The following is a 23,188-nucleotide window of genomic DNA, read 5'->3' as shown; positions in this document are numbered from 1 at the left end:
CTGATCAGATCGGCTGTCAAACCAAAATGGAATCTATAAATATTCATTGGGCATTCTGGTCGTCCAGAGGGCACCATTATGAGAATGATATCTTCAGCAGTGATTCTGGGACTCTTTGCGCTGCTCGCGCTCTGCCTCATGACGACGGGCTGTACGGGTACGTCGGATACGACCGACGAAACATCCTCCGGAACCACTCCGACGGCCACCGCCGGCGCGACCGGCGTCTCCGGGGCTGCAAAGGGAAGCGTGACCGCAGTTCCGTTTACGGCGTTGATCCCGTTCCTCCCGGATGCGCCGGCAGGATGGACCGCAGAAGATCCAGTTGGGGCATCGACGACAATAGAGGACGCCCAGTGGACCTGGGTGTCCCGTGACTACAGCAAGGACGATGCCCGGGCGACTGTCGTAATTCAGGACTCAGCCTACTACGACGTGGGTTACTGGGAGATCTGGAACTCGCTTTTCTCGATCGAGACGACCGAAGGCTACTACAGGCGGGGCACGGTCTCCGGCCATCCATCCTGGGAGTCCTTCAGCAAACCCGACTCCTACGGAACCTGGGTCGGCGTGAACGACCGGTTCATGGTCTACGTCAGCGTCGAAGGCGGCTCCAAGCAGGATCTCGATGCGTTCGTGAACGCCGTCAACTACGGCGGCCTTGCAAACCTGAAGTAACCCCTAACCCTTCTTTTTGTCCGGCACGGCGGTGACGATGTAGTGGTAAGGTCCCGAATCCGCGATCGCCGTGACCCGGATCCCTGCCTTTGCCATCAGCGACACCACATACTCCGTGTCGAACTTCTTTTCCGTCGGCGGACCGAGAGGGAGCGGCTCCTTCTTCCAGTCCAGATCAACGATCAGGCCGCCGGGGGCTGCCATCTTCTTCGCGTTTAGAAGCACCCTGACCGGGTCAACGAAGTCGTGGAGCGCGATCCCGAAGAAGACGAAGTCGGCGCACCCGTCGCAGAGGACGGTCTCCTCGGCAGTCCCCTCATGGAGGACGACGTTATCGAGCCCTTCGCGGAGAGCCTTCTCCTGCAGGATATCGAGCGCCTCGGCGTCGATATCGATCCCGCAGACCCGGCCGTGCGGCCCGACCATCCGCGCCGCCGGGAGGGCAAAGAATCCGTCCCCGCACCCGACGTCGATGAACGTCTTACCGGGTGCAAGCCCGAACCCCTCAAGGATAGACTCGGGGTGCTGCCATCGTCTGCGGGCGGCCTCGTCCTCCGGTGTATGCCTTCCACAACGCATACGATGCACCCTATAGACCGCGACGGCGTTTCCTGGAGGAGAACCTGTTTTTCTTCCTGCTAAAAAAAGGCCAGTGGGGGTGGAACCCCCTCATTTCATCGCTTTGCGGACTTTCTCCTGCACTTCGGGCTGTTCCGGGTTCATCTGGTGAGCGGTCTGGATGTGCCCCTCGATGCGCCTCATCAGCTCGTTCTCGTCCTCTGCCTTCTCCTCAAACTCGCACGCAAGACCGAGGTCCTTGCACCTGAATGTCTTTTGCTCCTGCATACGTCTCACCCGGCGGGGTGTATAACAGGTTCAATATAAAAATATTGCCGCTGCTTTTTCACACACAGGGTCCGGCGAGGCCCGGTTGAGAACCTGCGCGGATTATCTGCACTCCGTCACACTCTCGATCAACCCGTCCCGCAGGGTGACCACCCGGCAGAAGTACTCCTTGTGCCAGTCTTCGTGCGAGACCATCACGATCGTCTGGTCCAGGTCCTCGTTTAGCCGGGCGAAGAGGTCGAGGATGCTCTTTGATGTCTGGCTGTCCAGGTTCGCGCAGGGTTCGTCGGCGAGCAGGATGCTCGGACTGTTCACGAGAGCCCGGGCGATCGCCACCCGCTGCTGCTCTCCGCCCGAGAGTTCGCTCTGCCGGTGGTGGATTCGGTCTCCAAGCCCGACCCGCTCCAGGATCTCGGTGCTCTTTTTGAGGTACTCCTCCTTTGGATCCCCCCGGACAAGCGACGTCAGGTAGACATTCTCGAGCGCCGTGAGCTCCCCGATGAGAGCGTAGTCCTGGAAGACGTAGCCAAGCCGGTTCAGCCGAAAGAGAGTCCGACGGTGGTCGGAGAGGGAGAGAACATCGGTCCCGTCGATCGTGACCGCGCCGGTTGTGGGCCGGTCGAGGAGCCCGAGGATATGGAGGAGCGTTGATTTGCCGCTTCCGCTCGCCCCCATAATCCCGACAAACTCGCCCTTTGCGACCTCAAGCGAGACGCCGCCAAGAGCGCGGACCTCCACCCTTCCCATGGTGTAGACCTTCGTGAGATCTTCTGCAACGATCACGTCTTCACCCCCTGATTGCGGAGAGGATCTCCTCCCGGGCGATCTGCCAGGCGGGGATGTACCCTGCCACTATCGAGACCGCAAAGAGGCTTGCGATGCTCTGGAGGATTGATGACACTTCCACATCCGGATAGACCGGGCCGCCGGGGAAGACGAGCGGATAGGCAGTCAGGTAGGTCGTCACGCCGGCGTTGAGCGCAATCCCCACGAGCGCTCCGACGCCGGTGATGAAGAGCACCTGGAGGACGTATGAGTTGATGATGATCTGCTGGTCGATCCCGATCGCCTTGAGAATCCCGATCTGTCGCCGCCTGTTCACGGTGTTGATGAAGATCACGATGAAGATCACCACGATGGCGATGATCAGGCTGACGAGTGTCGAGATGGTGTTGATGATGTTGAAACTCTGGATCGCCTGGTCGACGAACCCCCCGGCCTTCTCCCTGAACGTCCAGACGTTCTCCTGGATGCCATAGGAGAGGATTTCGGTCTTGTACTCATCCTCCCTGCCGTTCTCCTCGGTCTTGACCAGGATCATGGATGCCTGATCCTGTAGCCCGAGCACATCGCTCATCTCCTGGCTGGTAACGAAGGCTGCCGTGTCGACGCCGAACGACTGTGTCTCGAAGATCCCTTTCACCCGGTAGATTCTTGTTTCCCCGTTCGGGTAGGCCACCTCCACCGAGTCGCCGACCGTGACCCCCTCGAGCGTGGGTAGACCGCCCCCTTCTTCTCCCTCTCTCCCCGCGAGGGTTGCGCCTATGACGATTGCGCCGGTATCCCCGTCCGAGAGAAACTCTCCTTCGATCATATACTCGGCGATCCTGGTCACCGACCGCTCATCCTCCGGGGTTATGCCATAGAGCGTGCTTGCGGCGTTCCGGCCCCGGTAGAAGTAGGTCACCCCGGCGGCTATTCGGGGCGATGTGCCGGTAACCCCCGGGATACGCTCGACCTTCTTCTGTAGTTCGGTTGCATCGTTGATGTACTGGCTGCCCTCCCGGGGCTCGATGACCAGGTTTCCCAGATCGAACTCGATCGACTGTGTATCGAAGGTCTTGACGACCCCCGAGATGATGGAGGGGAGGAAGACCAGGTTCACGAAGATGAGGGCGATGATCATGATGGTGAGGATTAACGTCCCCTTGCTCCCGCGCTGGATGGCCTTCCACGCGAGGAATGCAGAGACCTTGAGGCCCTCAAACACGAAATGTCACCCCTCCTGCCGTCTCCGGTACCAGAGGACCGCGATCACAACGGCGATGATGAGAACCGCTGCTGCGATGGCGATCGTGGGTATCGTATTTGATGCCGCGACGGTCAGGTTCAGGTCCTGCCGGGTGGTGTGCACTCCGTAATCATCGGTATACTGAATGGTGAGGGTATAGGGATACTCTCCCTCCTGATCGGCCTGCAGGGTGAATACCGCAGGCCCGTCGTTCCCCGGCTCTATTGTCCCAAGAAAGGCCTCCCTGCTCCCCGGGAGTGGCAGACCGTCGATGGTTGCCCGGACCGACTCGGCGTCCGCCGTCCCGGTGTTCTCTATCCGGATCGTCAGGTCCACCGGGTCTCCGGCGGTGACCCGGGCCGGATCGGTCCTGATGGAGGCGACCCCCATCTCGGCGCGGCCGACGATGGGGACACCGATCGTCGCCACCTGCCGAAACGCCGCGAGATCGGCGCTCCGGTAATCGGTGATGACGAGAACCGGGGTGAGTCCGAGGGGCGCATTTGTATCGGTCTCAAACGAGAGATTCAGCACCGTCTCCTCTCCGGCCCCGAGTTCCGGGATGTAGTAGTTCTCCGAGGTCCGTGGGGTGATCGCGTTAGAGGTTGTGTTGATGGCAACGGTGATGTCGTTTGCACTCGCCTGGCCGTCGTTAATGAGCGTGAGCGTGACGTTGAAGGGAGATCCCGGGTCGACGGTTGTCGGGACGGTCCTCTCCACCCGGAGCGCCGGTTTCTTGGCAAGGGCGTAGGCCGAGTTGACATTCACCGGTATGGGGTAGCGCACATCGGCCGCATCCCGCACGCTGACCCAGATCTCCGGGAAGTAGATCCCTTCTTTTCCCGGAGCGCGTATCTGGAAGGTGAGCGGGATGGACTGGCCGGGACCGATCTCGCCGATATCCTGGAAACTCCCTGTCAGGACCTCGACGCCTTCGCCGTTTACGAGCACGCTCTCGATGTAGGCGTTCTGTGCGGTCTCTGTTGATGTATTCATGTCCAGTCGGATCTCAAGCGGCGATCCGGATGCTGCCGGAGCAGTACTTGTGAGGACCACCGTGATCGTTCCTTCGTCTCCGGGCATCAGGACGGGAGGGGTAACGGTGTAGTTGGAGACGATCACCGACGGTGCCTGTGCGGTTGCCGATGCCGGGATGAGCACCAGGATAAGTATGAGTACGATCGCGACGCAGCCGATCGCTTGCCTCCCCGTGCCTCCCCGGGGGTTTGCCTTGGCCTCCAGGACCATCTCTCTCCTCCAGAATATGGTTCTCTGGAGCCCGAAATTTCTGATGTTTGTATATATGCGTTGTGTCTGTCTCACACTGCCGGATCTAGACGGTGCAATCTGACCTGGATCTCCGAAAATATTTTATTTTGTATGAATTATATTATGGTCGGGGTGCGGATGGGTCAGTGCGGGACTGATTAACCAGATGAGTTGTCGCACTATACCTCCATTGATACAACTGCAACGCTCTACACCTCGCCATACGTCAACTTCCGGGCGTATCCCGAACATCGTGCTGGCCCTCCGTTCTCGTACTTCATTTCAGTTTTTTTGCATGGAGACTGTGCGGATGCACCTTCGTTTCATCGGAGATGGGGGGTGGGTGGTCTTTCGGATGAAGGTCTCTTGATGATGAGCTGCCTTTATCACCCCCGTGGAGGTATACCCCGTCCATGCTACGAGGTGGGGAAGAGACAGAAACGATCCAGTGGTTGGTGACGCTGACGTTTCGGGTGACGGTAAGTGGTGTCCATGCAAAGGATGACTCGGTGGCTGTGGGCCTTGAGCAACTCAAACGGGATCTCTGCAGCGGCGAAGATGTTCCGATGGAGGCAAGTGTACGAAGGGTCACAAATATCGTCGAGGAGGAGCCGATCTTCGGTGTGAAGTGGTGAATCCCGTCTGTTCCGAACCGGGTGCGGTCTGACGGGGGTTGCCGATCCCAAAGGATAACCCTTTTCTATCGCTGTCGCCTGATCAGCCCTCCATGCATGAACTTCCCGATACAGTTGCCATCGACGTTGTCCTTCTGCCGCCGAGACCTATTATGGATACGGCGATCGGCGTGAACCGGACTCTGCTCGCCGGCGCCCCGGACGGTGGGATACGCCTGGGCTGGGAGGACTGCCTCCCGCATATCTCAGTTGCAATGTTCCCGGCAAAGCGAGACGACCTTCGAGAGATCACGAGAACCGTGGATAAGATCTCCCGGCAGTGCTCCCCGATGAGCCTGACGATCGATGCCGTCGCAAAACGCCGCACAGGCGCCGGGAGAACCGTCTCCGTCTTTCACATCCTTCGGACGGAGATCATCCAGCTCTTCCATAAGACGGTGATGAATGCTTTAAAACCGTATTGGGCACTTGATGTGGGACCTGAGAGTTTTGCGGGTGGAGCGTCGGGGTCATCCATCGATTGTCTTACCCGGTTCCCGAAGTTATCCGCGTATGAGCGCTACTCGCCGCACATCACGCTCGGCTACGGTGATCTGCCTGAACTCATCCCCGGAGTCGATCTCCCGCTCCGGTTTGAGGCAACGAAGGCCGCCATCTGCCACCTGGGTGAGCATTGCACCTGCCGGCACGTCCTCGCCGAGTTTGATCTCGGGAACCGGACGCCGGTCCCGCGCAACTGGACTGCCCGAACCCGGGCGGGCAGGCTATAGTAGCAGCCCCTTCACGTACGGCCTTGTGCACAGGACGCACCCGGAGTAGCGGTTGAGCGTTCCGGTCTCCAGAACCTCAACGGTCGGAGGCTCGCTCTGCATCCGTTCTGCAAACTCCGGATCGCGCTCTGTAATCACCCGGAGGAAGACCGCAAGCGGCATGAACGGCCGGGCCTGGACGGGGACGATCTGGAAGTCTGCATAGTCGGCGTCGAGCGTCGAGCTCCGTGCGAGGTCTTCATCGAAGTAGAGGATGACCTCGAATCCTCTGTGTTCCTGCAGGTCTTTTAAGCGGTCGAGCCCGAGCCGCATTCCGGCCGCAAGACCGACCGGTCCGGGTTTTCCCGGTTCGTCGGGGGAGAAGGTTGCATGTTCTGTCATGGAAGACTCCGCGAGAGTTGTTCTGTACGAAGAGATTTCAGTCCTCCGGCGCGTCGGCAGGATCGCCGGCCCGAAGGAGCATCCGCTTTTTCCAGCAGATGGTATGCTTCTCCCGTATTATCCGGCATACTTGAAATTAACGAATGATCGTGATCGAGAAGTATTAATTCTAAAGCCTTGGATACATCAAATACTTCACGATATTCCTGGCGATGTCGAAATAATCTCCCAGAAAGGCCTAGTTTTCGATACAGGCCTTGTTCTGCCGGATATCTCGAAGGGATTACCCGGCCCCGCCGGGTGCCGGGCGACCGGCAATGCGGGTGCCGGGGGTGAGGATGAGCAGAAATGATAAACGCTACACCACCAGAAAACCCGGCGAAGGATGCCGGAGCGTCCGGTGATGAACTCACCCGGTACAGACTTCTCGTCCAGGGGCTTGATTCGATCGAACTTCCCATGCACCTGGTCGACACCGAGTATACGATCCTCTACATCAACAAAGCGGCAGCGAACCTCCTCGGGATGAGGCCGGAGGATGCCGTCGGGAAGCGGTGTTACGACCTCTACCGGACCGGCAACTGCAAGACGGCGCAGTGTCCGTGCAGGGTCGCGATGGAGCAGCGGGTCATTTACCGTTGCGACAACACCTGCGGCGACGTGATCATAGACTGCACCGGGGCCCCGCTGACCGACGAGCGGGGAAGGGTCGTGGGGGCGATCGAGTACTTCCCGGATGTGACCGAGAAGAAGCGTGCGGTCGCGGATATCCTCCGCGTGGCTGCGGAAGCGCGAGAGGGGAACCTGAAGGCCCGTGCCGAGGCAGAGCGGTACACGGGCGATATCCGGCAGATCGCCGACGGGATAAACGGGATCATCGAGGCGGTGACGGAGCCGCTCGAGGAGGCGATGAGGCTTGCCGACGCTTTTGCCGCCAGGGATTACACCGTCCGGTTCAACGAGGAGATCCATGCCGCCGGTGAGTTCGGCAAGTTCAAGGAGGCGCTCAACCAGATCGGGATTGCCTTCTCCACGAACTTCATGGAGCTCAATCGTGCCGTAAACCGGCTGGAGGCCGGAACGTCGGAGATGACCAAAGGTTCCGACGAGATCGCGAAGGCCTCGGAGCAGGTGGCGCGGACTAGCCAGCGCTGCGCGGACCTTGCGAAACAGGTCCTTGCGGAGATCGAGGGTGTCAACCGGCAGATCGCCGATCTCTCCGCATCCAACGAGGAGGTGGCGAGCACTGCTCAGGACGTATTCGAGCGGGCTCAAAGGGCCGCGTCCCGGGGCAAAGAGGCTCAGGCTCTCGGGAACGAGGCCGAGAAGAAGATGGCCGAAGTCGAGAAGATCACGGAGCAGAGTGTTGCGGAGATCAAGCATCTCGACGCTCAGATCCACGAGATCGACAAGATCGTCAAGATGATCAACGACGTCGCGAGTCAGATCAACCTTCTCGCGCTCAACGCCGCGATCGAGGCTGCCCGGGCAGGAGAGCACGGCCGGGGATTCGCTGTCGTCGCGGGAGAAGTGCGGAACCTTGCCGGGGAGACGAAGAGCGCGACCAACCACATCGAACAGGTCATCGATGCGATCCAGGTCAGCAGCGAGAAGACGGCGTCTTCAATCCTCTCGGCGAGCGTCGAGATCGGTTCGGGAGTCGAGAGCGTGAACCGGACAATCGGGGCCTTGAACGAGATCATCGACGAGACGATGGCCGTGACCCGGAGCATCGCGGAGATCGCGAAGGCGACGGAGGACCAGGCGGGGACCGCGAACCGGGTGGTGCAGGCCATGAGTGAGGGGACCCGACTGACCAACGAGATGCAGTCGCAGATGGAGAGCCTCGCAGCGCTCGCCGAGGAGACGAGCGCCTCGGTCGAGGAGATCGGGAGCGTCACGCACGAGATTGGTGAGATGACGGGGCACCTTCGGGAAACGATGAACGGTATCAGGATCTAGGGGGACGGGCGGGTGGCAGCGCTCATCGACGTGGTGGAGTTCGAGATCGGGAACTCCCTGTATGCTCTCGATATCGGTGTCGCTCGTGAGATCGTCGAGATGATCCCGATCACCCCGATCCCCCGCTCCTCCCCGTACCTCGCCGGCATCATCAATCTCCGGGGAGAGATCACGAACATCATCAACCTCGCACTCCTCCTCGACCCGGCATCGGCCGCGGAGATCTCCGACGACCAGAAGATCATCGTTCTGGTCCCGGATGCGGCCGCGGGCTCGAACGTCGGAGTGATCGTGGATGAGGTCCACAGTGTCATCAAGGTCTCCGAGGAGGATATAGAGGTCATGGACGACTCGATCTCACATATGGCGTGCATCAAGGGGGTCATCAAACTCAGCCGCGGCGAGGGTGCCGGGCAGACGGGGAGGGATCTCGTGCTCTGGATCGATATCGTCAAACTCCTCGGGGATCTTGTCGCCCACGACTGAGGGGCGGTATAACCCGCCTGCGGGGGACGACCCCCATCCCTTTCCTCCGATCCTCGCCGTCGTCTGCATCTTCCGGCCGGACTGTGGGATAGTACATCGTGCCTGATCTCGTGAAAGGAGGTGTTGTACCACAACCGTCCCGACGGGTAAGCCTTTTTTCCCATCTGGTCCATTCGAAGCGATCGTACGATGAGCATGATTCCATCCCCGGCGGCATGCTTCGGGTCCCTGGTCCGTGAGATCCGGGCGGAGACCGTCATCGCCGCCCCGCCAGAGGCTGTCTGGCGGGTGCTGACTGACTTCGCGGCCTACCCCGACTGGAACCCATTCATCCGGTCGATCGAGGGGAAACCCTGGGTGGGGACCCGTCTCTCGGTCGAGATCCGCCCGCCGGGCATGAAGAGCATGCGGTTTCGGCCGAAGGTGCTGCGGGTCGCGAAAGGTCACGAGCTCCGGTGGGTCGGCCGTGTCCTGATTGCGGGGCTCCTCGACGGCGAGCACCGGTTCACCATCATTCCCGAGGGCGACGGCTCCCGGTTCGTCCAGGCCGAGGTCTTCACCGGGCTGCTGGTACCCATCGTCGCCCTCACTGAGACCCTCCGGGCGACGCAGCTTGGGTTCCTGCTGATGAACCGGGCGCTCAGGGAGCGGGTGGAAGGGAGCGCCCTCCGGAAACCTTCTTAACCGCTCTGTGCCCACTATCTGCATGGATTCGTGCGCGGTGAATGCGGCGTTCGGGAGGCGCTGCGGATGAGGCTTTCGGTCCTTGTCGATAACGTCGCCCTCACCGATCGCTACTTCCTCGCGGAACCCGGGCTCTCGATCTACCTTGAAGACGGCGAGACCCGGCTCCTCTTTGATGCCGGCTACTCGGGCATTCTCGTTCCCAACGCCCGGAAGATGGGGATTGACCTCCTCAACGTCGAAGAGATCGTCCTCTCCCATGGTCACCTCGACCACACCTGGGGCCTTGACGCCCTCATCAGGCTTCATACCGAGGCAATCCTTGAGGGTCAGAGGCGCGTTCCGCCCACGTTCGTCGCCCATCCCGACGCGTTCCTCACCCGGAGTTGCGACGGCGTCGGAGAGATCGGATGCCACCTCTCGGTCGAGGAACTCTTCCGGCACGGTAAGGTCCTCCTCACGACGGGCCCTCTCTGGTTGACGAAGAACCTTGTCTTCCTCGGGGAGATCGAGCGGCGGTTCGAGTTCGAACAGACGCCACCGATAGGCTACGTCTACACACCGGACGGCATCCGGGACGATACCGTCGTCGACGATACCGCGCTCGCCTGCAGGACTCCGGAGGGGCTTGTCGTCATAACCGGGTGCTCTCACTCCGGCATCTGCTCGATCGTCGAGCAGGCGCGTGAGGTCTGCGGCGATGACCGGATCCTCGACGTCATCGGCGGGTTCCACCTCCTCAACACCCCTCCTAAGCAGATGCGCGGAATCCTCGACTACTTCTCCGAGGTGCAGCCGGCTGCTCTTCATCCCTGCCACTGCACCGACCTTGCGGCAAAGATTGCACTTGCAAAGGTTGCGAACGTCCGCGAGACGGGTGTCGGGCTGACTCTCGAGTACGGGTTCGGCTAAGTCCTCTTGAGTCCCGGAATCTCGCCGTGTTCCGCCTCATACGCCCGAGCGGCCTCCGGGGCTCCGAGGAGGAAGCGGCGGATGTTGTTGTAGACCGATGGGTGCGCTAGAAGATCGATCGAAGTGAGGAGATCCGCGAGGACCGCGACGGTCGGCACCCGGTGCTCTGGCTCCATCGCGTCGATGAACGCGAACGCATCGAGAACCCGGACGGTGCTGTACTCGTTGATCGGGGCAAGCCGCCTGAGGATCTCCGAAAGGTAGGTCCGCCCTTCATCGGTCTCAAGCGACCGCTTCCTGTTTAATGCAAACCGCCCGTAAAGGGCCCGCTGCTGGTCTGCCTGCTCGATCGCAAAGGCGGGCGACGACTCGATCCGCTGCAGGATTGGGACGAGGTCATCGCAGTCGCTCCCGGCGACGGCGGCGAGGAACGACTCCCAGGCAACCGGGTTTTTACTCGATTCGGCAGCAAACTCCTTGAGAACCTCCAGTCGCTTTGGGGCGCTGCTCTCAAGGATCAGCCGGAACGCGGTGAGGCGGTCGGTTGCGTTCGTCGCCTCCTCAAACTGTCCAAAGAGCAGTTCGTGGATCGTTGGCGAATCCAGGGTCGCGAGGATGGCGAGGCAGATGTTCTTCCTCTGCCGCCGCCGGATTGTCGCGGCCTCTGCCTCCAGGCTGGCCGACCTTCCGGGAGCGCTCTCTGCCGCCGCCTGCCGGTAGATCGCGAGGAGGGCATCCTCGCCCCGTGCGGCGATCGATGCGTATATCTTCTGCCGGGCATCGTAGAGCGCCCGGTAGCGGTGGCGGAACCGTTCGTCCTCGACCGAGGGGAAGATGGTCAGGAACTGCCCGCCTGCCTCGCCCATGAGGCGATCGTCGCCGAGGAGCGCGATGCAGAGGTCGGTGAACCGCTCCGAGACCTCTGCCTCCGGGTCTTTGAGCAGCCTGAGCATCTGCTGGTCGGCGAGCGCAAGGAACGCGGTGAACCGGCCGACGATATCGCCATCCCTCGTCACCTGTAGGTAGAGTTCGTCCTCCGGCGGCCGGTATGCCACCTTCCCGTAGAAGGAGTAGCCGCGGTTGAGGGAGAGGAATGCGGGTTGGTCGACGTCATCGAGGACGATCTCCCCCTCTTCGTCCGCGATCCGGACTGTCCGCTCCAAAATATTCCGGCCGCTCTGTTCGACGAGCGCGAACCGGAACGGGAACTCCCAGATGCGGCCGCCCGGCGAGCGATTCTGCCGGTAGGAGAGGGTGAGCCGCCGGAACTCCGGGTCGTAGGTCCGCGTCACGGCAAGGACCGGATACTCTTTCTCCTTCAGCCAGACCGCCGCCATCCGCGAGAAGTCCTGGCCCGAGACCTCTTCCATGCAGCGCATCCAGTCGGCCCGCGAAGCGTTCGAGTGCCGGAACCGGTCATGGTAGCGGGCGAGCCCTTCGGCAAACGTCTCCTTCCCCATCAGCGTCTCGATCATCCTGACGAACTCGGGGGCTTTGACGTAGGTGACGCCGGTGATGAGGTCGTTTGGGTCGTTGAAGCCGTCCGGCTCGATCGGCATCGAGCCCGCGCCCCGATCGAGCGTGAGCGTCCCGGCCGCAGGGTCAAGGAGGTCGAGGACGGTCTGGAGGCGCGAGTAGGCCTCCCCGAAGAGGAAGGCATGGTGCTGGTTCTCGATATGGACCGTCACGGCCTCATTCAGCCAGATCTCGAACGGGCTCCACCCCGTCACCTCGGAGCCGTTCTCGTTGTGGTAGTACTCGTGGACCTTCACCCGGATCATGTACTCGAATGCCGGGTCGGTCGTATCGGGTCCGGGCATGAGCCGGTTTGCAGCGATCGTCGTGTTTCCGACGTTCTCCATCCCGCCGAAATCGGAGTTCTGCATGGCTATCTCCCGGTAGACCGCACCGGTGTAGGCGTAGCCGGGGGTGATCTTTGTAATCAGTCCGGCGAGCCTCTTTCTCGTCTCTACAAGTGTCTCCTGATCCCCGGAACGTTTTGCCTCGTCCCGCACCCGCGTAAGACGCCAGATCTCCTGGCGGATCTCCCGGTCGCGGTACTGCTCACGGCCGGTGAAGAGGTGGACCCACATCACGGCGTCCGCGAGGATATCGAGCGCCCGCTCCGCCCCTTCGGGATCGGAGCCGGGTTTTGCGAGGAGTTCCAGCGTGAACGTCCGGCCGTCGGGGTACTCGAACTCCCGCCGGTAGGCATCGTAGCACCCTACCCCGAGGAAGAAGAGGTAGGGTGCCATCGGAGTTGTGGTGTTCTCGTATCTCTGGATGGATCGGCCGGGAGCGCAGGGGATCCGTGGTCCCACCGGGTCGCCGTTTGATATGGTATTCGTGTACCCGTTATCGGCGATGATCGTCGTCGTGTAGGTGCACTTCGCGGTCATATCGTCAAGACAGGGGACCAGCCGCTGGAACCCCCACTGCTGGCACTGGGTGATCTGGGTGGGCGGTCCTCCAGGGCAGAGTCCGTCGTAGTAGAGCCCTTCAAGGACGTGGCTGCTCGGGCGGCAGATCGTCTCGGTCTCGAGGGTGAACCGTGTTCGGGGCGGGACGGGGGTCTCGAAGGCGACGGTGAGGATCGCGGCTTTTCGGTCGTAGGTATGGGTGACGGGGTACTCGGCGCACTCGACCCGGAGAATGGCCAGGTCCCGGGCGTTCAAGGCGAGGGACGAGAGCGGTGCATCGAGGCTCTCGGCAGTGAGGGCTGAGACGACCCGGGTATGGCCGTCGTAGACGTCGAAGATGAGGTCCATGTGGACGACCCGAACGGGGAGCGCCCCAAAATCCTCCGGATAGTAGCGAAAGAGCCGCTGCTCTACGTAGTCCATCAAAGTTCCGCCTCGCCGGTGATCTCGCGGAGCGCACGCCGGATCGCGGTCCTGACCTCGGGCTCCTCCTCATCCTCGAGCGCTGCTGCGAGGGCCGGGACGGCACGCGCATCGTGGAGTTTCCCGAGGGCCTCGGCCGCGGCGGACCTTACATCCTTCTTTTTATCCGATAGAAGTGGACAGAGCGGTTCGACCGCGCGGATATCACCAAGTTCGCCAAGCGACCAGGCGGCTCCGCGCCGCGCCCACCGGTTGGAGTCGGCGAGGAGGAGAAGGAGCGGCTCAACCGCCCGGGGATCTCGGAGTTTCCCGAGTGCCTGTGCCGCGACCCAGCGGACCTCGTTCTCCCGGTCGTTGAGGGCGGCAATCAGCGGCTCGACCGCCCGGGGATCGGCGCACCCCGCGAGTGCCTCGGCCGCCCGGAGCCGGTATGGGGTGCTTTCGTCGGAGAGCTGCTCGATGTATTTGCCGATGTACTCTTCACGCCGCTTCTCTTTATCTTCTATGAGGCGTTTTACTGAGCGTTCCATCTCATCTCACCAGTGGATGCTGCATGGGAATATCACTTGCCATATATATGTGCCGGGCACGAGGCCCTCAAGCGCGGCAAGTTATGAGTTATGCCGCCGCTTGAGGTCATCATACATTCTCGTCCTCGTCTATAACGTCGAATGCCACGACTCTATAGTTGTAATACCTTCCATCGGGTGCGGTGAATGAGAGGAAGACCATCAGTCCGTGCTCGTCCGATATCCAGAGTTCTCCATCGTCATCAACGGTGTAGTACTCGAAACCGAACTCGGTGAGAGCCTCCTCGATGGCATTGTCGACCTCCATCTCCTGGACCATCTCAAACGTCGTAGCCAGGGGATACTGCCGCTCTTCGAGGGCAGAGATCTGGAGTTTTGCACGTTTCTCTGCAAGGAAAAGGCTATCGAGAGTGGCTATGATCTCCTGCGCGACGGCATTGGTCTCCTCGGACCCCATATCGGTACCCTTGGATCTATCGGTATATCTTTCTTGAGACTCGGGGTGGGCCATCACCCCCAAGGAGCCGGATGCTGGCAACCTGGTGCAGACGCATCCGCTGGACCCGGGAACGATTTCACCTCCCTTCCCCTGGGCGGTGGAAAAAACCGTTACTGACCGGCCGGAACAGAGATTTATCCCGCCGAACGCGCTCGCATAACGAAACCCTAAAACATCTCCGCGCCGATACAAGGCTGATGGCAGAAGGCAGGCTCAAGATTGTCGTTTTCGGTTCATTCAATGCAGGTAAATCCAGTCTCATCCAGGCACTCGATCCCCAAAGCCGCCACATTGAAGCGGCCTCAAGTGAGGGGCCGACAACCGTCGCCTTCGATTTCGGCAGACTGCAGGTAAGAGATCAGATGGTCTACCTCTTCGGAACGCCGGGGCAGGAACGCTTCGAGTTTGTCCGGCAGATCCTCTCGCGCGGAATGGACGGCGCGATCATCGTTGTGGATGCAACCAGGGGGGTGGACGCCATGACGCGCCACCTGTATGCGCAGCTGAAGGCCCTCGGGGTGCCGCTTGCGTTCATGGCAAACAAGTGCGACTGCCCGGGCGCAATGCCCGAGGCCGTCAGCCAGGCTCTCCCCGGGGAGATGGTGCACCCCATCTCGGCACGGAACGGCGAGAACGTCCATGCAGCGCTCGATGCCTTCATCACAACCCTGATCGCCCGGTAGCGATCACTTTTACTCCCTCCGGGTCGTTCTTTCTAAGACAATGATCCGCAAAGAGAACTATATCAGGGAGGTTGTCGGGTTGATTTCGGGGCTCCTCGTGAGCGGGGAGGCCGCGGATCTCCTCGCCTACCTGGTTGCGGAAAGCCGTCTGCCGGGAGTGCGGGCGAACCTTGAGCTTGCCGGAGCCTTCAGCGAAACCGTGCGCGAGTTTGCTGCTGCTGATTCCGACATCCGGCACGTGCTCTGGGACCTCTGTGTCGAGTTCGCTTCTGTTGACCCCGAGGATGCACCGGCAGATGACCCGCATGAGTTCCTCTCGATCTGCGGCGTCCTGGGGATCGGGGCGATCGGATCCGTATCCCCGGCGTGTGCGGATAAGGCGGTCGCATACCTTGTGGAGGCCTCCACCGATCCGCGGTGGCGGGTTCGAGACGCGGTGGTGACGGGGGTCCGGGATCTTCTTGCCCGGCAGCGCGATACAGCCGTCCCCAGACTTGAAGGCTGGGTGGAGGGCGGTTCCTGGCTTGCGATGCGGGCTGCAGTTGAAGGTGTGGCCGCACCGGATCTGCTCGCCGAGCCGGAACTCGCAGAGATGGCGCTGCGGCTCCACCGGAAGGCGTTGATACGTGTATATATGGCGAAGGAGAGGGGTTCCGATGATTTTCTCGCGCTCAAAAGAGCGCTTGGCTCTACGCTCAGCCAGGTCGTCACCGCTCTCCCCGGGATCGGCTTTGAGTACCTGCGGCAGCTTGCGACCCTCGATGATCAGGATATCCGGTGGATTGTGCGGGAGAACCTCAAAGAGGATCGGCTTGCGAACCGGTATCCTGAGACGGTGGAGCATATCCGGGCACAGCTGACTTAAGAGGAGTGCGGAGAGCGCCTCGTGCCCAAAGGTGCATGGGGTGTTCTCCAGCAGCCGCAGGAGATTGTCCTCTCTGAAGCCGGGAGAATGGTCCCGATGGGCATGCTCTCTCCTCTGCCGAAATGCGCTCGTCGCCCTCACACCCCGTATCGCTGCCATGCCTCCGTAACGTGCGGCGCCTTCATCCCAGGTTAGATGAATGTACCCCGGGCATGTCGACCCACACCTTTTTACGCGGCGGTATCTTAGGGGTGCACGCTTGCCCCATGATGCCGTTTCGCCAGTTCCTGGAGTTTGTCAAACCTGCCGTCAACCAGCGGATCGAGGAGGTCGCGAGAGGTGAGGGGGATATCGACCCCGCCGTGCTCCCTCTCCTTACCAGGGGAAAGCGGATGAGGGCCGGGCTCCTCCTCCGTATCTACGCTTGCCTTGTCCCGGGATGGCGTACCTCCCTCCGCCAGGTGCTCGATCTCGCCTGCGCCGTCGAGTTTGCCCACGCAGCAAGCCTGATCCTCGACGACATGCTGGACGGCGATGCCACTAGGCGCGGTCTCCCTTCTCTCCATCTCACCCGGGGAGAGGGGCGGGCGGTCCTCGAGACCATCGGCATCCTTGCTCTTCCCTACGCGCTTGCCGCGCCCTACGGTGCCGGATACGTCGCGATGCTCGCATCGGCTCAGCGGCGCATGGCCCGTGGAGTGGCCTGGGAGATGCTCGGGGGGCCGGATCTCCCCGCATCGGAACGTTACGATGCGATCGTCACCCGAAAGACCGGGTGTCTCTTCTCGCTTGCTGCGGCCTGGGGCGGCATGGCGGCGGGAGCTGATGGTGAGGTCGTTAGGGCGCTTGCTCGGTACGGTCTCTCCACCGGGAAGGTGATGCAGATCGCAGACGATATCACGGACCTGGATGCGCTTGCTAACGGCGTCCGCCAATCTCGTCCGGGATCTGAGTCGCTTCTCCTCCAGTCCGTCATGGAGCGCTCCCATCCGCCGGGGGCCAACGGCACCCGGGAGGCACTTGAGCGGGTGCTTGAGCGGGAGATCCGTGATGCGGCCGCCGGGATCACGGGTGATGGCTGGGGGCGGGTGCCCCTTGAGGCAAAAGTGGCTTTCCGGGCGACGATCTACGATATTGTGGGGCTTACTCTCGGGAAGGAGGGGCCGATTGGTGGGGATACGCCCCGCGCTCTCTTCCCGCAACGCTAAATACCACTCTGCCCAACACTCTTTCCGAGATACATGCCGGTTGTAACCATTCGTATGGCAAGCGGAAGAACGCTTGAGCAGAAACGGATTCTTGCCGCCGAGATCACCGCCGCGATAACGAGGACGCTCGGTGTCGACCCGGAACAGGTTTTCGTCTTCTTTGAGGAACACGATAAGGAGAATATCGCACAGGCGGGGAGACTCTTCTCGGAGTCGTAGTTCTTTTACCGGAGGCCTTCATCCTTCCGGGAGTGAACGGATATGGCACGTGAACTTGACGAGAGGGATTTTGCTATCCTGCGTAAACTGGCCCCCGAGTACAGCGGCATCCTCTGTCCGGAGTCCGGGCACGAGTTCCGCTCGGTCCTCCCTCCGGTCTCAAACCACATCGCCGTAGACGCAGAGGACTTTGCGGAGCGGGTGGGTCGCCTCTCGGATGAGGATTGGGGTTACCTTGCCGACCAGATCCTCTCCGGCCGGGAGGACCTCGGATGTATGCCCGAGGAGGATATCGATACCATCCTCGCCCGGATCCGGGAGGCTGTCTCCGAGGAGGCGGCGAAACAAATAGAGAGGCTGTACCACCTCTCTGGATGCGGATTGCTGTAGAGATTGGCTACCCCAAAGCAGAATATGTCTCGGGGACAACAGATTCCTCATGGAACTGATTGAAGAACTCTCCGGCGTCCCCGGGATGCTGCGGCCATTCAAGGCATATCTCCGTGAAGCCGGGCTTGGTGCGGGCGACCAGGTCGCATACTATGGCTGCCCCGGCACCTGCACTCCCTTCATCGAGCTTCTGGGGTTCGCCGTCCGGGACCTACCTGTCGAACAGGTGTATGTGCCCTACGTTGACGAAGCGCAGGCAAGGGCGATCCGCCCGGTCGAGGGTGTCGGGATGCAGGCCTCGTCCGATGTGGTTAGAGTCGACCCGAAGGTGATCGTCCTGATGGGCGGGCTTGCCATGCCCGGGGTCCCGGTCACGAAAGAAGCGGTCCAGTCGGTCGTCGGCGCCCATCCCGGCGCGAAGATCGTGGGTATCTGCTTTATGGAGATGTTTAAGAAAGGGGGATGGCTTGATGCCTTCGACTTTGACCTGATCATCGATGCCACCCTCAAGCCGGTCAGGATCTGGCGGTGAGCGCTCTCCCGGGCGGCGGTGCATCCCGGGAGAGTGCCCTCTGAAAGACCGGAGATCCTTTGTACCGGAGTAGGGGGGGCAGCCCCCGTCCTCCCTCTCCCGACCAATGAGAAATTCTCCTGGATGCAGCCGATTTTTACAAATGACCTATTTTTTATAGGTTGTAGAATGAATCTATTCTTACAGTCCGCTTCACTGAAGCGGTAGCGTGCCGCCGCTCGCCCGTGAAATCCCGGTGCCACAAGAACGCATCCTCTGGTGAAACCGTGTTGACAGACCTTGCCAAAGCTCTCAAAGCGATGGGGTATAACGATGCCGAGATACCGACCCTGGTGAGATCATTCCCTCCCGCTGTCACCCGGTATCTGCAGGACTTCCGGTTGCAGGAGGTCCGCGACATTGTCGAGACCCTCCTCTACATCTACATTGCGCAGAACAGTTCATCGTCCCGAGGGGAGGGCGTGGGCGTGGTCGAGCAGAGTTGCTACGCCTATACGTCGGGGCCGCTCTTCGTCCTTGCGCAGGCCGGCCTCATAGACTCCGTCTCCTGGCACGGGATGAAGGTGATCAGCGCAACGGCCGCAGGAGTTGAGATTGCCCGCCCGCTTGTCGAGGCCCGGATTCGGGCGCTGGATATCGAGAGCCTTGCCCATGATATCCATGAGGTTGTCCCGACCCTCCTTGCAGGGACCGTGCGGGGGTCATACGTCAACAAGACCTTCCCGTCCACGCTTCCCCGCACCGAAGAGACATTCATCGGTTTTCTACTCAACAATTGTCCGGGGCTCTTTATCGAGTGCGAGCGGTTCGCGGCCCGGCTTAAGGACGCCGGATGTGCGGTCCTTGCCTATGCTTACGATCTCGACACGGTCGCGCCTGATGGCGTCGTCTATACCTTCCCCCCGGAGTTTGCCTATATCCTCAAGAGGATGCTTGAAGCGATCGATCCCGATCTCCGGGAGCACTACGATATGCTCCTCGAATCGTTCTGCTCGACATTCACTGTTCTGCGTTATCTTGCCACTGGCGAGGACTACGACCGTATCCGGGCGTCACCGGGCCACCGACGGGAACTCTCGCGGGTGCTTTCGGTCCTTTCCGACGCAATCTACGTCCTCGAGCAGGTGCCCCAGGCCGATGGGGTCGACCTCTCCCGTTTCATCATCAAGGACCGGGACCTCTACGACGCGCGCCTTCGCGACCTCGGGCGGGAGTTGATGGCCGAGGTCGCAGAGAAGATCGTCATAGACCGATCCACCCCGGAACCCGTGGTAGTACCGGCTCTTTGCAAGGGCGAGGTCAGCCCTGCTCCTGACCCTGCTCCTGAGAGTCTCCCGGTCGCGCCGCCCATACCCTCTGTTGAGGCGGAAATGGAGGACGAAGAGGAGGACGAAGAGGACGCGTGGGACGACGTCTCCTTTGGAGACGAAACGGATGAAGAGGAGGTTGAACCGATACCCCCGGATATCGTGCTGCCCGACCCTTCCCCCTCGACCCCGGCTCCGGCGGTCGTCCCCCGCCCCGGCGGCCTCGATATCTTCCTCGGTTACGCCCAGGACGGGCGACGGGTTTACTGGTCGCCTGGGCGGCTCAACAACGGCCACATGATCATCCTCGGCGGTTCGGGGGCCGGCAAGACCGAGACGATACGGTGCATCGCCTCGGAACTGGCGGCACAGGAGATGCCGGTCGTCCTGATCGACTTTCACGGGGATATGGCCGCGAACAGCGGGAATATCCGGTCCTACAAGATCCGCGAGGGCGGGCAGTACTACTTCAACCCGCTTGAACTCGATCCTTCGATCGACGAGATCACCCCGCTCCGGGCCACTTCGGACTTCGTCGATGCAATATCGATCAACTTCCCGACGCTCGGGATCCAGCAGCGCAGGAAGATCAAGAATATCATCAAGGACTGTTACCGGATGTCCGGGATCACGGGAAAGACAGAGACCTGGACGCGGGTGCTCAATTTCGACGACATCGAAGACGAGATCATGAACTGCGAGGATGAGGCGATCCCGGCCTACCTTGAGGATATCTTCGACTACAAGCTCTTCTCGGGTGAGGAGAAGATCTCGATCCCCACGATCCTCTCCGGGGGAATCACCCATATCAACCTAAACGCCCTTCCGGAGAACCTGCGCTACCTCTTTGCGGACCTCTTTCTCAGACGGATCTACTACACCCTCCAGGCGATGGGCGAGATTCCGCGTGGGACGCCGGACGAGCGGGCGAAGTTCCGCCTCTTTGTCATCGTCGACGAGGCAAAACTCCTGGTGAGCCAGAAGAGCGGCTCAAAGACGGCGATCAAGGCGGTTCTCAACAAATATGCGACCGAGATGCGGAAGTTCGGGGTCTCGCTCATCCTCGCCTCGCAGCTCATCGCCCACTTCAACGAGGAGATCCTCGCAAACATCGCCGTGAAGTTCTGCATGCGCTCCGAGAATAAGAAACAGGCCCAGGAGAACGCCAAATTCTTCGAGGTGAGCGAGAAGGATCTCCTCAACTTCCAGCCCGGGGAGGGTATTCTGATCATCGGTTCGGAGAAGATGAACGTCAGGATCGTCCCCTCGACCGAGCGGAACCTATAGACCCGGGAGAACCCTTATTCGGTATCCCGGTGGAATACCTCTTCATGACAGGACCGGATACCCTCGATGAGTACCGCGGGAAGAGAGACTTTTCCCGAACGCTGGAACCTCCGGGTGATGCGGAGGCCGTGCTTCCGTCTCCCATCTTTGTCATCCAGAAGCATGATGCGAGCACGCTCCACTACGATTTCCGCCTGGAGGTCGATGGTGTCCTCAAATCGTGGGCCGTCCCGAAAGGGCCGTCTACGAACCCGAAGGAGAAGCGTCTTGCGATCCCGACGGAGGATCATCCACTTGGCTATGCCGGCTTTGAGGGCGTCATTCCTGAGGGTAGTTACGGGGCCGGGACGGTTCTCGTCTGGGACCAGGGAACCTACCGGAATCTCACGCAGAAGAGCGGTCGGGAGATCCCGGTTGCCGAGGCCCTCCGGCAGGGCCATGTATCGGTCTGGCTCGAGGGGAAGAAACTCCGGGGCGGGTTCTCTCTCACCCGCTTCAGGACCGGAAAAGGCGAGGCCTGGTTGCTTGTGAAGAAGGACGATGCCGAGGCGGATCCTTCCCGGGACCCGGTTGCGGCTGAGCCCCGATCGGTCCTCTCTGGCCGGACGCTAGAGGAGGTCGCGGCGGGGAAGGATGAGTGACGGGCGAGCCGCCGCAGGGGAGAGGGACCCGATCTCTTAGCGCTGAATGAGTTTCTCAATCCGGCCATTGCGCCGGGCACCGGCGCGCGCCCGAGCGTCTCCCGATGGCCCGACGGGGGGGTGGAGGCGTGCGGCAGGCCTATCGGGGGTTTCCTTCAAGGCGCGGAAGTGATAATCCAGAGTGCGCGGCGGGCGACAGAGATCACCCCTCTTTTGGTCCGGCAGAGGTGGCCCTGTAGTCACCGCCCCCTCTGGCTTTCGGTCGGAGTACTGGCAGGTGCGGCGGTAAAAATTTCAAACATCGGCTTAATGATTTTTATGGTGGGAAATGGGACCAGAATCCCTTACTGGAAAAAGTACTTTCTCTGGCGGCCTTGATCGTTCCTGAACCCCAGGATCTGGGTTCATGGGTCAAGGCCCGGGGGATGGGGATATTCGCATTTTGTGTTACGTAGATCATACTTTTTTCATACTTAAACACGAATTGGCCAATTAAAGTCACCAATTTCAAAAACTGTCAAAATTATGGCGCAGATTTCTGGAGATTCAAGGATTAATCTTGCCGAACTGCGAAATAACGGTTATTCTTCATGAGCACTATGGATAGTTTTAAAATCTGAACTATCAAAAACTACAGAGATCATTCGATCAGAGTTTGTCTCGAAGGTGAGATCATGGCAAGTAAGGTAATGACAAACAACGCTGCCGCAGGCGGCGCTGTGACACAGGCATTAAGCGACGCAGAGATTGTTGCACAGTTCAAGCAGCGTGGTTGCTGGGGGCTGTACACAAGCGTGGATTTGAAGGGATGCGATCCGGCATCGATAAGAGATCCAGAAAAGATTCACCAGTTCATCATCGAACTGTGCGACCTCATCGACATGAAGAGATTCGGCGAACCGCAGATCATCCACTTTGGCCCAAATGAGAGGGTAGCAGGATTCTCCATGACTCAGCTCATCGAGACATCGCTGGTCTCCGGCCACTTCGCGAACGAGACCAACGCAGCCTACCTCGATATCTTCAGCTGCAAAGAATATGAGCCTTCGAAGGCAGCCGAGTTTTGTAAGGACTTTTTTGGAGCACAGTCAGTGACCTACCAGGTACTGTTCAGGGACTAAATACGAACAAGGCACCCGGCAAACGCATTAATAATACTCTGTGACGGCAAAGAGCCGCTGCCATCTCCCGCCGGTCTAACTGGAAGCCGCGGCGAGGCGGCCCCCACCCTCGATTTTCTTGGAGTAAAGCGGTCCGGACGGTCGGGTCTACGTAGCTGGAGAATCTGACAGGTCTGTTTTGTAAATACCCCGCTGCACGAATTCTGCGGAGATATCGCCATTAGTGGTGTGCGACGTTCCGCAGGAACGGACTTGAGCACCGCTAGGTGCACTTAACAGTGCTCGAACTCCAGTTGTTTCAGCAACCTTACTGCAATGTTCGAGTTGCTGCTCTCCCTGACTTGCTGATTCCCGTTGATTAAACCAGGCACGGATTCCTACCGGACATCGCATTACAGGGGGGAGGGGACAGGGGAGGGGCTGTCTCTT

General features: G+C 60.5%; 26 protein-coding genes. 17 read left to right on the top strand and 9 right to left on the bottom strand.

The window, feature by feature from the left end; genetic code table 11:
• Positions 1 to 78: 78 nt before the first annotated feature.
• Positions 79 to 678: a hypothetical protein gene (locus ACI94_RS03305; RefSeq protein WP_286681090.1), complete on the top strand. Its 600-nt coding sequence runs from the start codon at positions 79 to 81 to the stop codon at positions 676 to 678.
• 3 nt (positions 679 to 681) lie between these two features.
• Here ACI94_RS03305 and ACI94_RS03300 read toward each other — a convergent pair whose 3' ends face one another.
• From ACI94_RS03300 to ACI94_RS03280, 5 genes are all read right to left on the bottom strand, one after another.
• On the bottom strand, positions 682 to 1,257 hold the full coding sequence (locus ACI94_RS03300) for a class I SAM-dependent methyltransferase (RefSeq protein WP_273258734.1): 576 nt from the start codon (positions 1,255 to 1,257) through the stop codon (positions 682 to 684).
• Between the two features lie 90 nt (positions 1,258 to 1,347).
• Complete coding sequence (locus tag ACI94_RS03295; RefSeq protein ID WP_286681100.1) at positions 1,348 to 1,524, bottom strand: DUF1059 domain-containing protein; 177 nt, start codon at positions 1,522 to 1,524, stop codon at positions 1,348 to 1,350.
• A gap of 102 nt (positions 1,525 to 1,626) precedes the next feature.
• Positions 1,627 to 2,307: an ABC transporter ATP-binding protein gene (locus tag ACI94_RS03290; RefSeq protein WP_066955952.1), complete on the bottom strand. Its 681-nt coding sequence runs from the start codon at positions 2,305 to 2,307 to the stop codon at positions 1,627 to 1,629.
• A gap of 4 nt (positions 2,308 to 2,311) precedes the next feature.
• A complete protein-coding gene (locus tag ACI94_RS03285) occupies positions 2,312 to 3,514 on the bottom strand; it encodes an ABC transporter permease (protein ID WP_066955955.1) in 1,203 nt (400 codons plus the stop codon).
• Between the two features lie 6 nt (positions 3,515 to 3,520).
• The gene (locus ACI94_RS03280; protein WP_066955958.1) at positions 3,521 to 4,783 is read right to left on the bottom strand and encodes a COG1361 S-layer family protein; all 1,263 of its coding nucleotides are present in this window, start codon (positions 4,781 to 4,783) and stop codon (positions 3,521 to 3,523) included.
• A 434-nt stretch (positions 4,784 to 5,217) separates the two neighbouring features.
• On the opposite strand from ACI94_RS03280, the gene ACI94_RS03275 reads away from it, so the two are divergent.
• Together ACI94_RS03275 and ACI94_RS03270 are read left to right on the top strand one after the other, a co-directional pair.
• Positions 5,218 to 5,439, top strand: coding sequence for a hypothetical protein (locus ACI94_RS03275; RefSeq protein ID WP_066955961.1), 222 nt, complete (start codon positions 5,218 to 5,220; stop codon positions 5,437 to 5,439).
• Between the two features lie 92 nt (positions 5,440 to 5,531).
• On the top strand, positions 5,532 to 6,209 hold the full coding sequence (locus tag ACI94_RS03270; protein WP_066955964.1) for a hypothetical protein: 678 nt from the start codon (positions 5,532 to 5,534) through the stop codon (positions 6,207 to 6,209).
• On the opposite strand, the gene ACI94_RS03265 is transcribed toward ACI94_RS03270, so the two are convergent.
• The gene (locus ACI94_RS03265; protein ID WP_066955966.1) at positions 6,204 to 6,590 is read right to left on the bottom strand and encodes a hypothetical protein; all 387 of its coding nucleotides are present in this window, start codon (positions 6,588 to 6,590) and stop codon (positions 6,204 to 6,206) included. The genes ACI94_RS03270 and ACI94_RS03265 overlap by 6 nt on opposite strands.
• Between ACI94_RS03265 and ACI94_RS03260 the strand changes: the two genes are divergently transcribed.
• The 5 genes from ACI94_RS03260 to ACI94_RS03240 all read left to right on the top strand — a co-directional run bounded on the left by ACI94_RS03260 (position 6,589) and on the right by ACI94_RS03240 (position 10,634).
• A complete protein-coding gene (locus ACI94_RS03260; protein WP_066955973.1) occupies positions 6,589 to 6,942 on the top strand; it encodes a hypothetical protein in 354 nt (117 codons plus the stop codon). The genes ACI94_RS03265 and ACI94_RS03260 overlap by 2 nt on opposite strands.
• Positions 6,939 to 8,552 (top strand): methyl-accepting chemotaxis protein, encoded by a 1,614-nt coding sequence (locus ACI94_RS03255; RefSeq protein ID WP_066955976.1) that lies wholly within the window; start codon positions 6,939 to 6,941, stop codon positions 8,550 to 8,552. The genes ACI94_RS03260 and ACI94_RS03255 overlap by 4 nt, the downstream gene beginning before the upstream one ends.
• 12 nt (positions 8,553 to 8,564) lie before the next feature.
• The gene (locus ACI94_RS03250; RefSeq protein WP_066955979.1) at positions 8,565 to 9,038 is read left to right on the top strand and encodes a chemotaxis protein CheW; all 474 of its coding nucleotides are present in this window, start codon (positions 8,565 to 8,567) and stop codon (positions 9,036 to 9,038) included.
• A 189-nt stretch (positions 9,039 to 9,227) separates the two neighbouring features.
• Positions 9,228 to 9,722 (top strand): SRPBCC domain-containing protein, encoded by a 495-nt coding sequence (locus ACI94_RS03245; protein ID WP_224732714.1) that lies wholly within the window; start codon positions 9,228 to 9,230, stop codon positions 9,720 to 9,722.
• A gap of 66 nt (positions 9,723 to 9,788) precedes the next feature.
• Entirely contained in the window at positions 9,789 to 10,634 is an 846-nt protein-coding gene (locus tag ACI94_RS03240) for an MBL fold metallo-hydrolase (RefSeq protein ID WP_286681089.1), read from the top strand.
• On the opposite strand, the gene ACI94_RS03235 is transcribed toward ACI94_RS03240, so the two are convergent.
• From ACI94_RS03235 to ACI94_RS03225, 3 genes are all read right to left on the bottom strand, one after another.
• Positions 10,631 to 13,477: a M1 family metallopeptidase gene (locus tag ACI94_RS03235; RefSeq protein WP_286681088.1), complete on the bottom strand. Its 2,847-nt coding sequence runs from the start codon at positions 13,475 to 13,477 to the stop codon at positions 10,631 to 10,633. The genes ACI94_RS03240 and ACI94_RS03235 overlap by 4 nt on opposite strands.
• On the bottom strand, positions 13,477 to 14,007 hold the full coding sequence (locus ACI94_RS03230; RefSeq protein WP_066955988.1) for a HEAT repeat domain-containing protein: 531 nt from the start codon (positions 14,005 to 14,007) through the stop codon (positions 13,477 to 13,479). The genes ACI94_RS03235 and ACI94_RS03230 overlap by 1 nt, the downstream gene beginning before the upstream one ends.
• A 109-nt stretch (positions 14,008 to 14,116) precedes the next feature.
• Positions 14,117 to 14,464 carry a hypothetical protein gene (locus ACI94_RS03225; RefSeq protein WP_066955991.1) on the bottom strand — a complete coding sequence of 116 codons (348 nt, stop codon included), beginning with the start codon at positions 14,462 to 14,464 and terminating at the stop codon, positions 14,117 to 14,119.
• A 239-nt stretch (positions 14,465 to 14,703) separates the two neighbouring features.
• Between ACI94_RS03225 and ACI94_RS03220 the strand changes: the two genes are divergently transcribed.
• The 9 genes from ACI94_RS03220 to speD all read left to right on the top strand — a co-directional run bounded on the left by ACI94_RS03220 (position 14,704) and on the right by speD (position 22,759).
• Positions 14,704 to 15,189, top strand: a complete 486-nt coding sequence (locus ACI94_RS03220) for an ATP/GTP-binding protein (RefSeq protein ID WP_066955994.1) — start codon at positions 14,704 to 14,706, stop codon at positions 15,187 to 15,189.
• 40 nt (positions 15,190 to 15,229) lie between these two features.
• Positions 15,230 to 16,054, top strand: a complete 825-nt coding sequence (locus ACI94_RS03215) for a hypothetical protein (protein ID WP_273258733.1) — start codon at positions 15,230 to 15,232, stop codon at positions 16,052 to 16,054.
• Between the two features lie 266 nt (positions 16,055 to 16,320).
• On the top strand, positions 16,321 to 17,262 hold the full coding sequence (locus ACI94_RS03210; protein WP_066956005.1) for a polyprenyl synthetase family protein: 942 nt from the start codon (positions 16,321 to 16,323) through the stop codon (positions 17,260 to 17,262).
• Between the two features lie 33 nt (positions 17,263 to 17,295).
• A complete protein-coding gene (locus tag ACI94_RS03205) occupies positions 17,296 to 17,481 on the top strand; it encodes a 2-hydroxymuconate tautomerase (RefSeq protein ID WP_066956008.1) in 186 nt (61 codons plus the stop codon).
• A 42-nt stretch (positions 17,482 to 17,523) separates the two neighbouring features.
• The gene (locus tag ACI94_RS03200; RefSeq protein WP_066956014.1) at positions 17,524 to 17,871 is read left to right on the top strand and encodes a hypothetical protein; all 348 of its coding nucleotides are present in this window, start codon (positions 17,524 to 17,526) and stop codon (positions 17,869 to 17,871) included.
• 49 nt (positions 17,872 to 17,920) lie between these two features.
• Positions 17,921 to 18,403 carry a DUF2124 domain-containing protein gene (locus ACI94_RS03195; protein ID WP_066956017.1) on the top strand — a complete coding sequence of 161 codons (483 nt, stop codon included), beginning with the start codon at positions 17,921 to 17,923 and terminating at the stop codon, positions 18,401 to 18,403.
• A 266-nt stretch (positions 18,404 to 18,669) separates the two neighbouring features.
• The gene (locus tag ACI94_RS03190; RefSeq protein ID WP_066956019.1) at positions 18,670 to 20,997 is read left to right on the top strand and encodes an ATP-binding protein; all 2,328 of its coding nucleotides are present in this window, start codon (positions 18,670 to 18,672) and stop codon (positions 20,995 to 20,997) included.
• A gap of 44 nt (positions 20,998 to 21,041) precedes the next feature.
• Positions 21,042 to 21,638 carry a DNA polymerase ligase N-terminal domain-containing protein gene (locus ACI94_RS03185; RefSeq protein ID WP_066956921.1) on the top strand — a complete coding sequence of 199 codons (597 nt, stop codon included), beginning with the start codon at positions 21,042 to 21,044 and terminating at the stop codon, positions 21,636 to 21,638.
• A 674-nt stretch (positions 21,639 to 22,312) separates the two neighbouring features.
• Complete coding sequence (speD, locus tag ACI94_RS03180) at positions 22,313 to 22,759, top strand: S-adenosylmethionine decarboxylase (RefSeq protein WP_066956022.1); 447 nt, start codon at positions 22,313 to 22,315, stop codon at positions 22,757 to 22,759.
• Positions 22,760 to 23,188 lie beyond the last annotated feature (429 nt).

Origin of the sequence: Methanoculleus sp. DTU007 (assembly GCF_001512385.1) — an archaeon.
In the GTDB taxonomy this organism is placed as follows: Archaea; Halobacteriota; Methanomicrobia; order Methanomicrobiales; family Methanoculleaceae; genus Methanoculleus; species Methanoculleus thermophilus.
This window is presented reverse-complemented; position numbering and strand designations above follow the sequence as displayed.

What these genes read in the sequence shown, in the direction of transcription:
- ACI94_RS03255 (WP_066955976.1), top strand. Translation starts at nt 6,939, where the DNA reads ATGATAAACGCTACACCACCAGAAAACCCGGCGAAGGATGCCGGAGCG.
- ACI94_RS03195 (WP_066956017.1), top strand. Translation starts at nt 17,921, where the DNA reads ATGGAACTGATTGAAGAACTCTCCGGCGTCCCCGGGATGCTGCGGCCA.
- ACI94_RS03230 (WP_066955988.1), bottom strand. Translation starts at nt 14,007, where the DNA reads ATGGAACGCTCAGTAAAACGCCTCATAGAAGATAAAGAGAAGCGGCGT.
- ACI94_RS03205 (WP_066956008.1), top strand. Translation starts at nt 17,296, where the DNA reads ATGCCGGTTGTAACCATTCGTATGGCAAGCGGAAGAACGCTTGAGCAG.
- ACI94_RS03225 (WP_066955991.1), bottom strand. Translation starts at nt 14,464, where the DNA reads ATGGGGTCCGAGGAGACCAATGCCGTCGCGCAGGAGATCATAGCCACT.
- ACI94_RS03265 (WP_066955966.1), bottom strand. Translation starts at nt 6,590, where the DNA reads ATGACAGAACATGCAACCTTCTCCCCCGACGAACCGGGAAAACCCGGA.
- ACI94_RS03240 (WP_286681089.1), top strand. Translation starts at nt 9,789, where the DNA reads ATGAGGCTTTCGGTCCTTGTCGATAACGTCGCCCTCACCGATCGCTAC.
- ACI94_RS03245 (WP_224732714.1), top strand. Translation starts at nt 9,228, where the DNA reads ATGAGCATGATTCCATCCCCGGCGGCATGCTTCGGGTCCCTGGTCCGT.
- ACI94_RS03235 (WP_286681088.1), bottom strand. Translation starts at nt 13,477, where the DNA reads ATGGACTACGTAGAGCAGCGGCTCTTTCGCTACTATCCGGAGGATTTT.
- ACI94_RS03200 (WP_066956014.1), top strand. Translation starts at nt 17,524, where the DNA reads ATGGCACGTGAACTTGACGAGAGGGATTTTGCTATCCTGCGTAAACTG.
- ACI94_RS03185 (WP_066956921.1), top strand. Translation starts at nt 21,042, where the DNA reads ATGACAGGACCGGATACCCTCGATGAGTACCGCGGGAAGAGAGACTTT.
- ACI94_RS03215 (WP_273258733.1), top strand. Translation starts at nt 15,230, where the DNA reads ATGATCCGCAAAGAGAACTATATCAGGGAGGTTGTCGGGTTGATTTCG.
- ACI94_RS03300 (WP_273258734.1), bottom strand. Translation starts at nt 1,257, where the DNA reads ATGCGTTGTGGAAGGCATACACCGGAGGACGAGGCCGCCCGCAGACGA.
- ACI94_RS03275 (WP_066955961.1), top strand. Translation starts at nt 5,218, where the DNA reads ATGCTACGAGGTGGGGAAGAGACAGAAACGATCCAGTGGTTGGTGACG.
- ACI94_RS03280 (WP_066955958.1), bottom strand. Translation starts at nt 4,783, where the DNA reads ATGGTCCTGGAGGCCAAGGCAAACCCCCGGGGAGGCACGGGGAGGCAA.
- ACI94_RS03260 (WP_066955973.1), top strand. Translation starts at nt 6,589, where the DNA reads ATGGAAGACTCCGCGAGAGTTGTTCTGTACGAAGAGATTTCAGTCCTC.
- ACI94_RS03220 (WP_066955994.1), top strand. Translation starts at nt 14,704, where the DNA reads ATGGCAGAAGGCAGGCTCAAGATTGTCGTTTTCGGTTCATTCAATGCA.
- ACI94_RS03305 (WP_286681090.1), top strand. Translation starts at nt 79, where the DNA reads ATGAGAATGATATCTTCAGCAGTGATTCTGGGACTCTTTGCGCTGCTC.
- speD (WP_066956022.1), top strand. Translation starts at nt 22,313, where the DNA reads ATGGCAAGTAAGGTAATGACAAACAACGCTGCCGCAGGCGGCGCTGTG.
- ACI94_RS03295 (WP_286681100.1), bottom strand. Translation starts at nt 1,524, where the DNA reads ATGCAGGAGCAAAAGACATTCAGGTGCAAGGACCTCGGTCTTGCGTGC.
- ACI94_RS03210 (WP_066956005.1), top strand. Translation starts at nt 16,321, where the DNA reads ATGATGCCGTTTCGCCAGTTCCTGGAGTTTGTCAAACCTGCCGTCAAC.
- ACI94_RS03270 (WP_066955964.1), top strand. Translation starts at nt 5,532, where the DNA reads ATGCATGAACTTCCCGATACAGTTGCCATCGACGTTGTCCTTCTGCCG.